This is a genomic window from Streptomyces sp. NPDC001634 (assembly GCF_040298185.1).
Taxonomy (GTDB): domain Bacteria; phylum Actinomycetota; class Actinomycetes; order Streptomycetales; family Streptomycetaceae; genus Streptomyces.
In genome coordinates this window covers 25,047-37,864 of record NZ_JBEOZU010000042.1, presented here as the reverse complement: position 1 = coordinate 37,864, position 12,818 = coordinate 25,047, and the positions used below count along the sequence as shown (strand labels likewise).

Below are 12,818 nucleotides of genomic sequence, written 5' to 3'. Positions count from 1 at the left end.
TTCTGATACTCCGTCAGATTTCCCGGACCTGACCTCTGCATGCACTCCGGGGAACCTTTTCGTGGGCGCTTGCATCTTTCTGTGGGGAAGGTCAGGAGCGGCGCCACCCGGCTTCCGCAGGACCGGCTTCACCGGGGGAAGGTTCTATGGCACGGCGGACAGCAGCAGCCTTCGCGATCGGCCTGACGGTGGTTCTGACCGCCGCGGCCTGTCGCGGGGAAGACCGCGCTGCCACACAGCCGGCCACCAGGTCGTCACGGACGACCGTGCCGACCGCCGGGCCGACACGGACGACCGCACCGACCGCCGGGCCGTCACGGACGACCGAGTCGTCCCCCTCGGCCTCGGCAGACACCCCACGAGTTGCCGGGTGCGGAACCCCGCAGCTGCGGTGGAGGCTGACACACCTCCCCGACAAGCCGGGCACCAAGCCGACGGCCCTGCTGCGCGCGACCAACAACGGCACCACACCCTGCGCCCTCGACGGCTATCCGGAGCTCAACGTCCACGTGGGCAAGGGGCCGTCGGTAACGTCGAAGCCGAAGACGACCACACCGGTCCGGCTGGTGCTGAAGCCCCGCCACGCCGTCGACTACCCGCTCTTCTACGAGGCTTCCGCCTCCCGTCACGGGGGCTGCTTCATACCGGCCTACAACAACCCCCGCATCGAGGTGCGGGCCCCGCACCCCGCACCCACCGACTACGGCACCTTCGTGCTGATGACCGACGCTCACGGCCGTCATGTGCGTGCTGCGGTGTGCGGGATGACCATGCACATGGGCGCACCTCGGCTGCGGTAGGCGGTGCGGTCGACAGACCGACGCGGAGCCCTTCGTCAACTCACCGGATCGCCGAGGTCCTCCAGCACCACCATCGCCGCGTTGTGCCCCGGCACCCCGCTGACCCCGCCGCCACGTGCCGCGCCCGAGCCGCACAGCAGGACGTTCGCGTGGCGGGTCTCCACACCCCAGCGGCCTGTGCCCTCCTGGGCGTACGGCCAGGCCAGATCGCGGTGAAAGATGTTGCCGCCGGGCAGCCGCAGATCCCGCTCCAGGTCGAGCGGGGTCCTCGCCTCGATGCAGGGGCGCCCCTCCGCGTCCTTGGCCAGGCAGTTCTCCACGGGCTCGGCGAGATGGGCGTCCAGCTGCGCCAGCGTCGACTTCAGCAGCTCCTCCCGTACGCCGTCGTTGTCACGCTCGAAGAGCCGCGCGGGTGTGTGCAGGCCGAAGAGGGTGAGGGTCTGGTAGCCCTGCTCGACGAGGTCCGGGCCCAGGATGGTCGGGTCGGTGAGCGAATGGCAGTAGATCTCGGAAGGCGGCGCGGTGGGCAGCGCACAGGCGGCGGCCTGGGCGTACGCGGTGGCCAGCTGCTCATAGCCCTCGGCGATGTGGAAGGTCCCGGAGAAGGCCTCGCGCGGATCGACGGCGGTGTCGCGCAGCGCGGGCAGCCGGGTGAGCAGCATGTTCACCTTGAGCTGGGCGCCCTCGGCCGGGGCGGGCGGGGTGTCGCCCGTGAGCCGGGCCAGCTCCTGCGGCGAGGCACTCACCAGGACATGGCGGGCGGAAACGGTACCGTCGCCGTCCACGCTGCGGTAGGTGACCTCGGCGGCGCGCCCGTCGGTCTCGATCCGTACCGCCTCGCGCCCGGTGGCGATCACCGCGCCGGCCGCGCGCGCGGCCGCCGCCAGCGCGTCGGTGAGCGCGCCCATGCCACCGACCGGGACGTCCCAGGCACCCGTGCCGCCGCCGATGACGTGGTACAGGAAACAGCGGTTCTGCCGTAGTGAGGCGTCGTGGGCGTCCGCGAAGGTGCCGATGAGCGCGTCGGTGAGGACGACGCCCCGGACCAGGTCGTCGGCGAAGTTCGCCTCGACGGCGGCGCCGATCGGCTCCTCGAACAAGGCCCGCCACGCCTCCTCGTGGTCGATGCGGCGGCGCAGCTCGTCCCGGGTGGGCAGGGGCTCGGTGAGCGTGGGGAACACCCGCTGGGCGACGTGCCCGGTCATCGCGTAGAAGCGCTGCCAGGCCTCGTACTCGCGGTCCGATCCGGTGAGCCGGGCGAACGCCTCCCGCGTCCGCCGCTCTCCGCCGCCGACGAGCAGCCCGGTGGGGCGCCCGTCGCGCTCGACCGGGGTGTACGAGGACACGGTGCGCGCCCGCACCCGGAAGTCCAGCTCCAGGTCCCGTACGATCTTCCGGGGCAGCAGGCTGACCAGGTACGAGTACCTCGACAGCCGTGCGTCGACCCCGGCGAAGGGCCGCGTGGACACGGCGGCACCCCCGGTGTGGTCCAGCCGCTCCAGGACCAGCACGGAGCGCCCGGCCCGGGCGAGATAAGCGGCGGCGACCAGCCCGTTGTGGCCACCACCGACGATCACTGCGTCGTATCCCTCGTGTGCAGGCATGCTTCTTCGTAACATGCGAAGATCCGGACCGGCCAGAGATCGGCGCACGTCGGTGACTCAGGGGCCGCCAGCCGCCTGCTGCCGGCGTAACGCAGCCACCCTCCGGTACAGCTCCACCGCCTCCTGGCCGCGGCCCAGCTGTTCCAGGCAGTGGGCCTCGTCGTTGCGGCTGGCGAGGGTGTCGGGGTGGCCGGGGCCCAGGACGCGCTCGCGGGCGGCGGCGACCTGGCGGTACTCCGTGAGCGCGTCGGCCCAGCGGCCGAGCCAGCCGAGGCCGACGGCGACCTCGCGGCGGCTGACCAGGGTGTCGGGGTGGTCCGGGCCCAGGACGCGCTCGCGGAGGGCGCACACGTCGCGGGACTCGGCGAGGGCCTCCTCCCAGCGGCCGAGGCGGCCCAGGTTGACGCCGAGGCCATGGCGGGCGCGGAGGGTTTCGGGGTGCGCCGGGCCGTGGACACGTGTGCGGTCGTCGACCAGTTCGCGGTAGAGCGTGAGGGCCTGCGCGGTGCGTCCCAGCCGGCCGAGGCTGATCCCGACCTCGTAGCGGGCCGCCAGGGTGTCCGGATGATCCGGGCCGAGCGCCCGGGCGCGTTCCTCGGCCACCTCGCGGTATGTCTCCAGTGCCTCGGGCCAGCGGCCCAGCTGTCCCAGCGCGTAGGCGACTTCGTACCGAGTGACGAGCGTGTCGGGGTGCGTGGCACCGAGCACCCGAGCGCGGGCCTCGGCCACTTCGTGGGCCATTCGGTACGAGTCCTCCAGGCGCCCCAGCCGGCTGAGGCTGAAGGCGAGGTTGTGACGACAGCGCAGGGTGTCGGGATGCTCGGGTCCCATGGTGCGCTCCCGGGCCGCCAGCACCGACGTGTACACCTGATGCGCGTCGAAGTGACGGCCCAACTGGCCCAGCACGTAGGCCATTTCCTGACGGGCGGCCAGGGTGTCGGGGTGGTCGGGGCCGAGTACGCGCTCCCGGGCGCGCGCGACGTGTGTGTACGCGCGCAGGGCGTCGGCGGGGCGGCCGGTGCGGCTGAGCGTGAAGCCGACCTCGTAGTGGCTGGCGAGGGTGTCCGGGTGGTCCGGGCCGAGGAGATGCTCGCGTTCCGCGGCGACCGCGCGGTGCACCTCGCCGGCCTCGGTCCAGCGGCCCAGCCGCCCCAGGCTCAGTCCCGCGTTGTGCCGGCCCGCCAGGGTGCCGACCGCCTCCGGTGGCGGGGTGGGCCGTTCGGCGCGTACGGGCTGGAACGGGCGGCCCGTGGTGGGGCGGGCGATCCACTCTCCGGTGAGACCGGCGGAGCCGTCGGGCGGGGTGGCACGCAGTCCGGTGCCGGCCGCCTTGTGGCCGGTGGTCATTCCGCGGGTCCAGGACGGCAGCCGGGGTTCGCGGGACGGCTGCCGGGCGGTGGGCGCGGGCGCCACCATCGTGGGCACGTAAGCGGACCGGGTGCGGGCCGCGCCGATCCGCCGGATCAGCTCGCGTGCGTCGTCCGGACGCTCCTCGGGGCGCTTCGCCAGCAGGTCCAGGATGATCCGCTCGAGGTACTCGGGAAGGTCGCTCCGGTGGCTGCGGGGCGGTTCCGGCGGGGTGTCGCGGTGCCCGATCAGGATCGCCCATGCGTCGTTGCGGTCGAACGGCGGGACACCAGTGGCGATCTCGTACAGCACGCACCCCAGCGAGTACAGGTCGCTGCGCTGGTCGACGGGGTCGCCGCCGATCTGCTCCGGGGACATGTAGTGCGGGGTGCCCATCGCGATGCCGGTGCCGGTCAGACGCGCCGTGAAGCCGATGTCGTGGCCGAGGCGGGCGATGCCGAAGTCGCAGATCTTCACCGTGCCGTCGCCGGTCCGCATGATGTTGGCGGGCTTCAGGTCGCGGTGCACGATGCCCCGCTGGTGCGTGTAGGCGAGGGCCGCGGCAACCTGGTCGGCGATGTCGACGACGTCGGTGACCGGCAGCGGATGGTGCTTGTTGTCCTCCAGGAGCTGGCTGAGGTTGCGTCCCTCCAGCAGCTCCATCACGAGGTAGAGCACTCCGTCGGACTCTCCGAAGTCGTGTACGACGGTCACCCCGCGGTGCTGGAGGGCGGCGGCCACGCGCGCCTCGCGGCGGAACCGCTCCCGCAGGACCCCGGTGAACGACCGGTCGTCGTGCGGTCCCAGCGGTTTGAGGCATTTCACGGCGACCTGTCTGCCCAGGGAATCGTCCCGCGCGCGCCACACCTCGCCCATCCCGCCGCGCCCGATCAGATCGAGCAGCCGGTACCGGCCCTGGATCAGCCTGAAGTCCCCCATCGCCTACGATCGCCCCCGTCCCGCCCCTCCCCCGGCACGTCCAGTATGGCGAGTTATCAGCCGACTTTGTACGGTGCGGGGCGCGCGCCGGGACCGAGTCTGGCCATGGCCCGGAGGATGTGTTTGGGCGGGAGTTGCCAGCGCAGACGTGCGGGAATGCAGCGCAGCAGGGTTCCGGTGAGGCGCAGCCGCTGGGTCACCGCGGCGGGCCGCGGGGCGGGCCTGCCGTACAACTCGTGGGCGTACGGGGGCAGGGCGGCGTACGCCAGGTTCGCCACGCGCCGCCACAGCAGGTCGCGCGCCGGGAGAAGCAAGGGGGGGACCGGCGGGCGGCGCAGGAAGTCGTCCACCTCACGTGCCTCGGGTCCGGCGGCCAGTTCGGGCCGCACCTTCTCGAAGTACGCGGCCAACTCGGTCTGATCACCCGGGACTTGCTCCGCATCGAGCCCCACGAGCTCCGCGCCGACCCGGTTTTCCCGGATGTACCGGTCGGCCTGCGCGTCGGTGAGCCGGAAGCCCGAGCGGCGCAGGACGTGGAGGTAGGAGTCGATCTCGGCGCAGTGCACCCACAGCAGCAGCTCCGGCTCGTCGATCCCGTACCGCTCCCCCGTGTCCGGGTCGGTCGCCCCAAGCATGCTGTGGATCTTCCGCACCCGGGCGCCCGCCCGCTCCGCGGCCTCGGTGGTGCCGTACGTCGTCGTCCCGACGAAGTTGGCGGTGCGCATCAGCCGGCCCCAGGCGTCCCGCCGGAAGTCGGAGTTCTGCAGGACGCCGCGCACCGTCGGCGGATGCAGGGCCTGCAGGTAGAGGGCACGGATGCCGGCGACCCACATCATGGGGTCGCCGTGCATCTGCCAGGTCACCGAGGAGGGCCCGAAGAACCCCGGATCCGCGTCCATCTCGTCAGTGTGACCGTCCCCGGTTCGCCCCATCAAGCCTCCGCAACGACCTCCGACGGCATGTTGAACGGTGTGACCACCTGAATCGGCTCCCTGATCGACCGGCACACCGATCCCGGCGACCATCCGCTCGCCGAGGGGGTCGAGCAGAACGTCCTCCTGTACGACAGCGACCGGCTGCGGGCCTCCGAGCCGCGGCAGGTGCAGACCGAGTGGGTGCGTGCCCTGCTGGACGGGCCCGGCATCGTGGTGCTCAGGCGGGCGTTTGCCGACCTCGACGTGGTCGACCGCGCCAGTGCCGCGTTCCGCGCGCTGATCGAGGCCACCGGGCGCAGGATGTCGGCGGCGGAGGAGCGGGCGGCCGGCACCGCCCGCGGGGACCACTTCGCGAAGCCCGGCGCCAACGACCGGGTGTGGAACGCGCTCGACAAGATGGCCGTACGCGCCCCGGAGACGTTCGCCGAGTACTACGGGAACGACATGCTGGCGCTGATCGCCGAGGCCTGGCTGGGCCCCGGCTACCAGTTCACCTCGCAGATCAACCAGGTCAACCCGGGCGGCGCGGCGCAGAGCGTGCACCGTGACTACCACCTCGGGTTCCTGGGCCAGGAACAGGCGGCCCGCTACCCGGCCCATGTCCACCGGCTCTCCCCCGTGCTCACCCTCCAGGGCGCGGTGGCGCACTGCGACATGCCGGTGGAGTCCGGACCGACGCTGTATCTGCCGCACTCGCAGAAGTACGAGCCCGGCTACCTGGCCTGGCGACGGCCGGAATTCATCGAGTACTTCGACGAGCACCACGTCCAGCTGCCCCTGGAGAAGGGCGACGCGGTCTTCTTCAACCCCGCGCTCTTCCATGCCGCCGGGCACAACAGGTCCGCGGACATCGGGCGCATGGCGAACCTGCTGCAGATCTCCTCCGCCTTCGGCCGCGCCATGGAGACGGTGGACCGCGAGACGGTGTCGAACGCGGTCTACCCGGTGCTGCTGCGGCGCAAGACGGAGGGGGCGGCCGAGGACTGGCTGCGCCGGGTGGTCGCCGCCTGCGCCGAGGGGTACCCCTTCCCCACCAATCTGGATCTGGACCCGCCGGTCGACGGGCCGGCCCCCCGCCGTCCCAGGCGGACACCGTGTGGCGGGCCGTGTCCGAGGACTGGAGCCCGGAGCGGCTGCGCCAGGAACTGCGGGCCGGCGCCGAGCGCCGTCGCATCTGAAGGGAAGCTCGCACTCATGGCACTTCGCTGCTCGCCACCACGCCGGAGCTGTTCGACGAACACGTCGCGATCAATCTGACGGCGCCGTTCTTCGCGATGCACGCGGCCGTGCGGAACATGGTGGACCGGGGCGCGCCCGGCACCATCGTCAACATCATCACCTCCTCGGCCCACGGCGGGCAGACTCCCTGGTGGTCAGCGACCCCGTGGCCGCGGCCACCGCCTCGGCGGCGGAGCGCTTCGGGGCGACGGCGGTCGGCTCACCCGAGGCACTGTTCGCCGCCGGCGTCGACGGCGTCGTGATCGCCGCCGCCACGGACGCGCACCCCACGCTGATCCTCGCCGCCGTCGAGGCGGGCGTCCCCGTCTTCTGCGAGAAGCCGGTGGCGAAGACCGTCGAGGAGAGTCTGACCGTGCTGCGCGCGGTTCAGGACAGCGGCATCGAGGTGCACATCGGTTACAACCGGCACTTCGACGCCGGTTGTGTCGCCGCCCGCAAGGCGGTCCTGAGCGACGAACTCGGCAAGCTGCACACCGTACGGTCCACCACACTGGACCCGGCGCCGCCGCCGGAGGCGTACGTTGCCGTCGCCGGCGGCATCTTCCGTGACTGCTCCGTGCACGACTTCGACATCGTGCGCTGGGTGACCGGGCGGGAGGTCACCGAGGCGTACGCGGCCGGCGGCAACCGCGGCGCCGAGTACATCGCGGCCGCGGGCGACGTCGACACCGCCTCGGCGATCCTCACCCTGGACGACGGAACCATCGCGCTGGTCTCCAACTCCCGGCACAACGCGCGGGGTTACGACGTGCGTCTGGAGCTGCACGGCATGAAGGACAGCATCGCCGTGGGTCTGGAGGACAAGCTGCCGCTGCGGTCCGTCGAGCCGGGCGCCACCTTCCCGGCCGGTGCCCCGCACCACTTCTTCATGGATCGCTTCGCGGACGCCTACCGCGCCGAACTGACCGCGTTCACCGAGGTAGTGGCGAGGCGCACGTCCTCGCCCTGTACGGTGGCCGATGCCATCGAGGCGAGCCTGATCGCGGAAGCCTGCACGCTGTCGCTGGCGGAGCACCGGCCGGTGCGGATGGACGAGGTCCGACAGGGCCTGGAGGAGGTACTCGAGGGATGAGCGAACCCCTGCGCATCGGGGTCCTGGGCGCGGCCCGGATCAGCCAACTGTCTCTCGTCTCCCCGGCCCGAGCGGGCGGCCACCGGCTGGTGGCGGTGGCCGCCCGCGACCGGGACCGGGCACAGGCGTTCGCCGACGCCCATGGCGTGGAGCGGGTCGTGGGCTCGTACGCCGATCTCGTCGCCGACCCCGAGGTCGAGGTCGTCTACAACCCGCTCGCGAACGGGCTGCACGGCCCGTGGAACCTGACCGCGCTGGACGCGGGCAAGCATGTGATCAGTGAGAAGCCGTCGGCGAGCAACGCCGAGGAGGCCGCCGAGGTGCGCGACGCGGCAGTCAAGGCGGGCACGGTCTTCATGGAGGCCTTCCACTACCTCTTCCACCCGGTCACCCGGCGGCTGCACGAACTGCTGGCCTCCGGCGAACTGGGCGAGCTGCGGCATGTGGAGACCGTGGTGGCCATGCCCGCCCCGCCGGACGACGACGTGCGCTGGTCGCTCCCGCTGGCGGGCGGCGCCCTCATGGACCTGGGTTGCTACGGTCTGCACGCCCAGCGGATGCTCGCCCCGTGGGCCGGGGGCCGGCCCGAGGTCGTCTCGGCGCGCGGCGGCGAGCGCAGGGAGATGGGGGTCCCCCCGGACGGAGCCCGGGGGAGGGCCGGGGCGCCCGGCGTCGACGCATGGCTGGATGCCGAACTCGCCTTCCCCGGCGGCGCCACAGGCTCCATGCGCTCTTCGATGGTGCACGACACCTGGCAGGCCACCTGCCGGGTGGTCGGCACCCGGGGCGAGGCCACAGCGCTCGACTTCGTGCTGCCGCACCAGGACGACCGGGTCGTGGTGCGGACACAGTCGGGCGAGCGCACGGAGGAGCTGGGCCGCAGGTCCTCGTACACCTACCAGCTCGAGGCGTTCGCGGCTCATCTCCGGGACGGCGCACCACTGCCGCTCGACGCGGAGGACGCGCTGGCGACGATGCGGATCATCGACGAGTGCTACGAGAAGGCCGGGTTCGCGCCCCGGCCGCGCAGCTGAAGCGGCCGCTACTGCGGCGCGGTTGCGGAGGCGAACGCCTGCGACGTATGACGGCTACCGAAACACGCGCGGCTGTGCGGCAGTGATGCCGGACGGCCGCGCGGGCCGGGAGATCTGGAGAGCTACCGGGTCTCAGCTCTTGCCGGTCAGACGCCAGATCTGGTTCTTCTTGGTGCTCAGCGCGCTCGCGGGGTCGCACGTCCACTGGTGGATCTTCGCGCCGGCCGTGGTCGAGACGTCGCTGACGTCGACGCATTTGCCGCTGTGCACGGCGACCAGCTGGTAGTCCTGGTGGTTGCTGAGCGCCGTGACGGGGTTGAGCGTGAACTGCTGGTTTGTCTGGCCGTTGCAGGTGTACTGGATGACGGCGGCGCCGTCGGCGGTGGAGGCGCCGGAGACGTCGAGGCACTTGCCGCTGAGCTCGTTGACGACGGTGTAGGTGTTGGTCTTGCCCGCCACCGGCTTGAGGTCGAGCATCTGCTGGTAGCCGCCCTCGCAGTGGTACTGCTGGTACTGGGTGCCGTTGGCGATGCTCAGGTTGGTGTCGTCCAGGCACTGGCCGCTGTTCTCGCTGACCGCCACGGTGGAGATGGTGGTGTTGGAGGGCGGGAGCAGGGTGACGGTGTAGCCGTCCTTGGCGTTGCTCCAGGGGATGCTGACCGAGGCCGCGTTGTTGCTGACGGTCAGGGTGGTGTCGGAGATCGTTTCGGGCCCGGCCACCGCGGCGCCGCCGTTGTACGGGAGGCGCTGGACGACGGCGCGGACCGTGCCGTTCTCGACCACCGATGTGGTGTTGAGACCGGTGAGGTTGACGGTGACATTGCCGGTGTTGCCGTTGCTGCCGAGCAGGATCTTGGCGTTCTTGGCGGTGTTGTCCTTGGTGGCCAGGCCGTCGGTGTTGGTGCCGGGGATGTAGTTGACGATGTTGCCGGTCTGCGAGCCGTAGTAGCGGTACATGAACCACTCGCCCAGCGGCAGGTACTGGCCGGAGCTGTTCTTGGTGAGCAGGTTGGCCTCGTAGTCGTGCAGGTTCGTGCCGGAGGCCCAGTTGCCGCGCAGGCCGTCGGCGCCGGCGCGCTCCAGGCGGCCGATGAACCAGGCGCCGCCGCCGGGGTTCTGCTGGGAGAGCGCCGCGTACTCGTTGATCTGGTACGGGCGGGTGTTGGTCAGGCCTGCCGCGGCGAGCGTGGAGTTGGCGCTGGCGACGCCCGGGACGGGATCGGCGGGTTCGTCGTGCCAGCTGTAGATGTCGGGGGCGACGTTGTTGGCCTTGACGTAGTTGAGGTAGGTGGTCCACCAGGTGTTGGAGGAGGTCGGCTGGCCCGCCATGCTGGGGCCGACTATGAGCTGACCCGGGAAGGCCGCCCGCACCCGGGCGTAGAAGCGCGACCACATCTGCAGGTACTGGCTCTGCGAGGGAGCCCAGAAGCCCCTGCCGTCGGGCTCGTTCCACAGGTCCCATTCGACGGTCATGTTGTTGGCTTTGACGTCGTTGATGAGCTGCGTGACGAAGTTGTCGAACTGCGTCCAGTCACCGTTGTCGCCGGGCCAGCCCTGGCTGGTGGTGCTGTCCGCGCCCCACAGGTCGTGCGGCAGGATGACGAAGGTGCCGCCGAGGGAGGCGGTGCGCTTGTACTGGGCGAGGGTGGCGTTCCAGCGGGTCTGGTAGTCGGCGAGGCTGGTGCCGTAGCCGCCGCTGTTGAGCTGCGCGCCGCCGGCCCGCATGAAGTGCCACTTTATGTCCTTGAAGAAGTGGTCCTGCGGCAGCGAGCCGTTCGGTGTCATCCCGTAGATCATGCCGGAGGCGCGGTAGGTGGGCGCGCCTCCGGCGGTGGCGAAGTCGATGGTGACGCCGGTGTCGGCGGCCTGTGACGGGGCTGCGGGCACCAGGGTCGTCGCGGCCAGTGCGGTCAGCAGTACGGCGACGGACGGAACCGTTCGGCGTCCGGTGCGGGTGGTGGGGCTGGGGTGTATTCGGGGCGATTTCATGGTGCGGCTCCTACATGAGTGTGGCGGGGCCCGGACGGTCCGGGGGCTATGGGGGAGGCAGCCGGTCAGCGGCCGTCTCGGTGTGCGTGTGCTTCGGCCAGCAGGAGATAGCTGCTGGCGGTCCAGGTGTAGGCGCGGTCACGCAGGCCCGTTCCGTCGAGGGCGTCGAAGTTCTCGGCGAAGCCGTGGGTTTCGCACAGGGCGCGGAAGCGGGCGCTGATGTCGTCCGCCAGCCGGTGGTGGCCGGCGCGACGCAGGCCGTCCTCGACGAGGACGGTGGCCGGGGCCCAGATCGGGCCCCGCCAGTAGCCGTCCGCGAGGTAGTGCGGGGAGGTGGTCAGTTCGGTGGCCAGGCCGTACGGCGTCAGATGGGCCTTGATGTGGTCGGCCAGCGCGCTGCCGACCTCCCCGGGCAGGTGCTCGCCCAGCACGATGGGCATCAGGTCGAGGAGGCTTGAGCTGCTCCAGATGTCCCCGCTGGCGACGCCTTGGGCGACGAATCTGTCCCCGGTCCAGAGCTGCTCCAGCAGTGCCGTCTGGGTATCCTCGGCCGCCCGCGTCCACCGGTGCGCCTCGTCCTGCCTGCCCAACTCGGTCGCCAACTCGGCGAGTTCGCGCAGTTGGAGGACGAGGAAGGCGGCCAGGTCGGCGGTGACGACCACGCGCTCGGGGTCGAAAGTGGTGGCGTTGTCCCAGCCGCTGTCGTTGCCGTGCTGGTAGTGGGCCAGTTCGGCGCCGGGGGTGCGTCGTGCGGTGAGCCAGAAGTCGGTCCAGCGCTCCAACCGGCCGTACACCTCTGCCAGTTCGGCCTCGCCAGGAGGGGTCGGCAGGCGGCGGCGCAGGTGGCTGAAGGCCCAGCCGTGGATGGGAGGTTTGACGAAGTTGTAGAGGACCTCGGAGTGCGTGACCGAGTCGGGCAGGGCGCCGCTGTCGTCCTGGTGGTCGAAGGGCAGGGCGAACTGGTCCAGGGCCAGTTCGGGGCAACCGGGGGCCAGGGCAAGGGCGTTGAAGCAGTGGTCCCAGCTCCAGACTTTGTCCATCCAGTGCTTGGACATCAGCACGGCAGGTCGGGTGACCAGGCCCGTGGGACGTACGGTCGCCGACCAGACGACGTAGGCGGCGAGTTCGGCAGCCGGGGTGGCGGACGAGCGCCATGGGGCCACGGCGTCGACGAAGTCCCTGAAGCCTCTCTTCGCGGCCTCCACGATCTCGTCGAAGCGCGCCGAGGACGCGTACGGCGGACGAGAGGTGTCGAGTTCCTCGATCGCCATCTCCCAGGTCCCGTCCGCCGCGGCGGTCACGGCGAGACCGCGGTCGCCGCTGCCCAGCGCCTGGGCTCCGGCCGTTTCGGCGACGGTGCCGGACAGCACGGTGACGCGGTAACGGTGTCCGGTCTCGTACGACGTGAACACGTGCGCGTCCGCTGCCGGATCGCGGAAGAAGTACGTCCCGCTGAACGGGGTCAGGGCCTGCGCGGCCGCGGAGACGCGCATGCCCAGTCCGCTCCCCCGCAGGCGTACCGTGTCCGGCGACTCGAAGGCGAGGTCGACGCGCCCGCCCGCGCCGATCCAGCTGAGCAGGCCCGGTGTCGCTTCGACGCGGGCCTCGGTCCGGTCGCCTGTCGCCGTGTCCAGGGGGATCAGGCGCAGGACGGCGTGCATGCCGTTCTGGTGCGAGACGAGGTGGAGGTCCTCGGCGTACGTCTTCTCGGCCACCACGGGCGAGATGTCGAACCAGGATCCGTGGGTACTGAACGGAATGTCATGGACGGAGAAGGCCGGGCCGGGTCGGGCGGCGGTCATGAAGGGTGACTCGTTTCTTGAGCAGGAGGCAGTGGCCGACCGAGGCGCGGACAGATC

Annotated in this window: 7 protein-coding genes and 3 pseudogenes; 5 read left to right on the top strand and 5 right to left on the bottom strand. The window is 71.2% G+C overall.

Annotated features, from left to right (window positions below; genetic code table 11):
- Positions 1 to 146: 146 nt before the first annotated feature.
- Complete coding sequence (locus ABT186_RS26435) at positions 147 to 800, top strand: DUF4232 domain-containing protein (protein WP_351235549.1); 654 nt, start codon at positions 147 to 149, stop codon at positions 798 to 800.
- 35 nt (positions 801 to 835) lie between these two features.
- Here ABT186_RS26435 and ABT186_RS26430 read toward each other — a convergent pair whose 3' ends face one another.
- The 3 genes from ABT186_RS26430 to ABT186_RS26420 are packed head-to-tail and all read right to left on the bottom strand — an operon-like array spanning position 836 to position 5,589.
- The gene (locus ABT186_RS26430; RefSeq protein ID WP_351927139.1) at positions 836 to 2,404 is read right to left on the bottom strand and encodes a phytoene desaturase family protein; all 1,569 of its coding nucleotides are present in this window, start codon (positions 2,402 to 2,404) and stop codon (positions 836 to 838) included.
- A gap of 57 nt (positions 2,405 to 2,461) precedes the next feature.
- Positions 2,462 to 4,690, bottom strand: coding sequence for a serine/threonine-protein kinase (locus ABT186_RS26425; RefSeq protein ID WP_351927137.1), 2,229 nt, complete (start codon positions 4,688 to 4,690; stop codon positions 2,462 to 2,464).
- A gap of 56 nt (positions 4,691 to 4,746) precedes the next feature.
- Positions 4,747 to 5,589 carry an oxygenase MpaB family protein gene (locus tag ABT186_RS26420; protein WP_351927135.1) on the bottom strand — a complete coding sequence of 281 codons (843 nt, stop codon included), beginning with the start codon at positions 5,587 to 5,589 and terminating at the stop codon, positions 4,747 to 4,749.
- 93 nt (positions 5,590 to 5,682) lie between these two features.
- On the opposite strand from ABT186_RS26420, the pseudogene ABT186_RS26415 reads away from it, so the two are divergent.
- The 4 genes and pseudogenes from ABT186_RS26415 to ABT186_RS26400 all read left to right on the top strand — a co-directional run.
- Positions 5,683 to 6,803 (top strand): annotated as a pseudogene (locus ABT186_RS26415) (phytanoyl-CoA dioxygenase family protein); the annotation flags it as partial.
- A gap of 24 nt (positions 6,804 to 6,827) precedes the next feature.
- Positions 6,828 to 6,986 (top strand): annotated as a pseudogene (locus ABT186_RS26410) (short-chain dehydrogenase); the annotation flags it as partial.
- Positions 6,986 to 7,936, top strand: a pseudogene (locus ABT186_RS26405) (Gfo/Idh/MocA family protein); the annotation flags it as partial. The pseudogenes ABT186_RS26410 and ABT186_RS26405, both read left to right, overlap by 1 nt.
- The gene (locus tag ABT186_RS26400; RefSeq protein WP_351927133.1) at positions 7,933 to 8,970 is read left to right on the top strand and encodes a Gfo/Idh/MocA family protein; all 1,038 of its coding nucleotides are present in this window, start codon (positions 7,933 to 7,935) and stop codon (positions 8,968 to 8,970) included. The pseudogene ABT186_RS26405 and the gene ABT186_RS26400, both read left to right, overlap by 4 nt.
- Positions 8,971 to 9,102: 132 nt before the next feature.
- On the opposite strand, the gene ABT186_RS26395 is transcribed toward ABT186_RS26400, so the two are convergent.
- Together ABT186_RS26395 and ABT186_RS26390 are read right to left on the bottom strand one after the other, a co-directional pair.
- Complete coding sequence (locus ABT186_RS26395) at positions 9,103 to 10,959, bottom strand: RICIN domain-containing protein (protein ID WP_351927131.1); 1,857 nt, start codon at positions 10,957 to 10,959, stop codon at positions 9,103 to 9,105.
- Positions 10,960 to 11,024: 65 nt separating this feature from the next.
- Positions 11,025 to 12,761, bottom strand: coding sequence for an amylo-alpha-1,6-glucosidase (locus ABT186_RS26390; protein WP_351927129.1), 1,737 nt, complete (start codon positions 12,759 to 12,761; stop codon positions 11,025 to 11,027).
- Between the last annotated feature and the right edge of the window lie 57 nt (positions 12,762 to 12,818).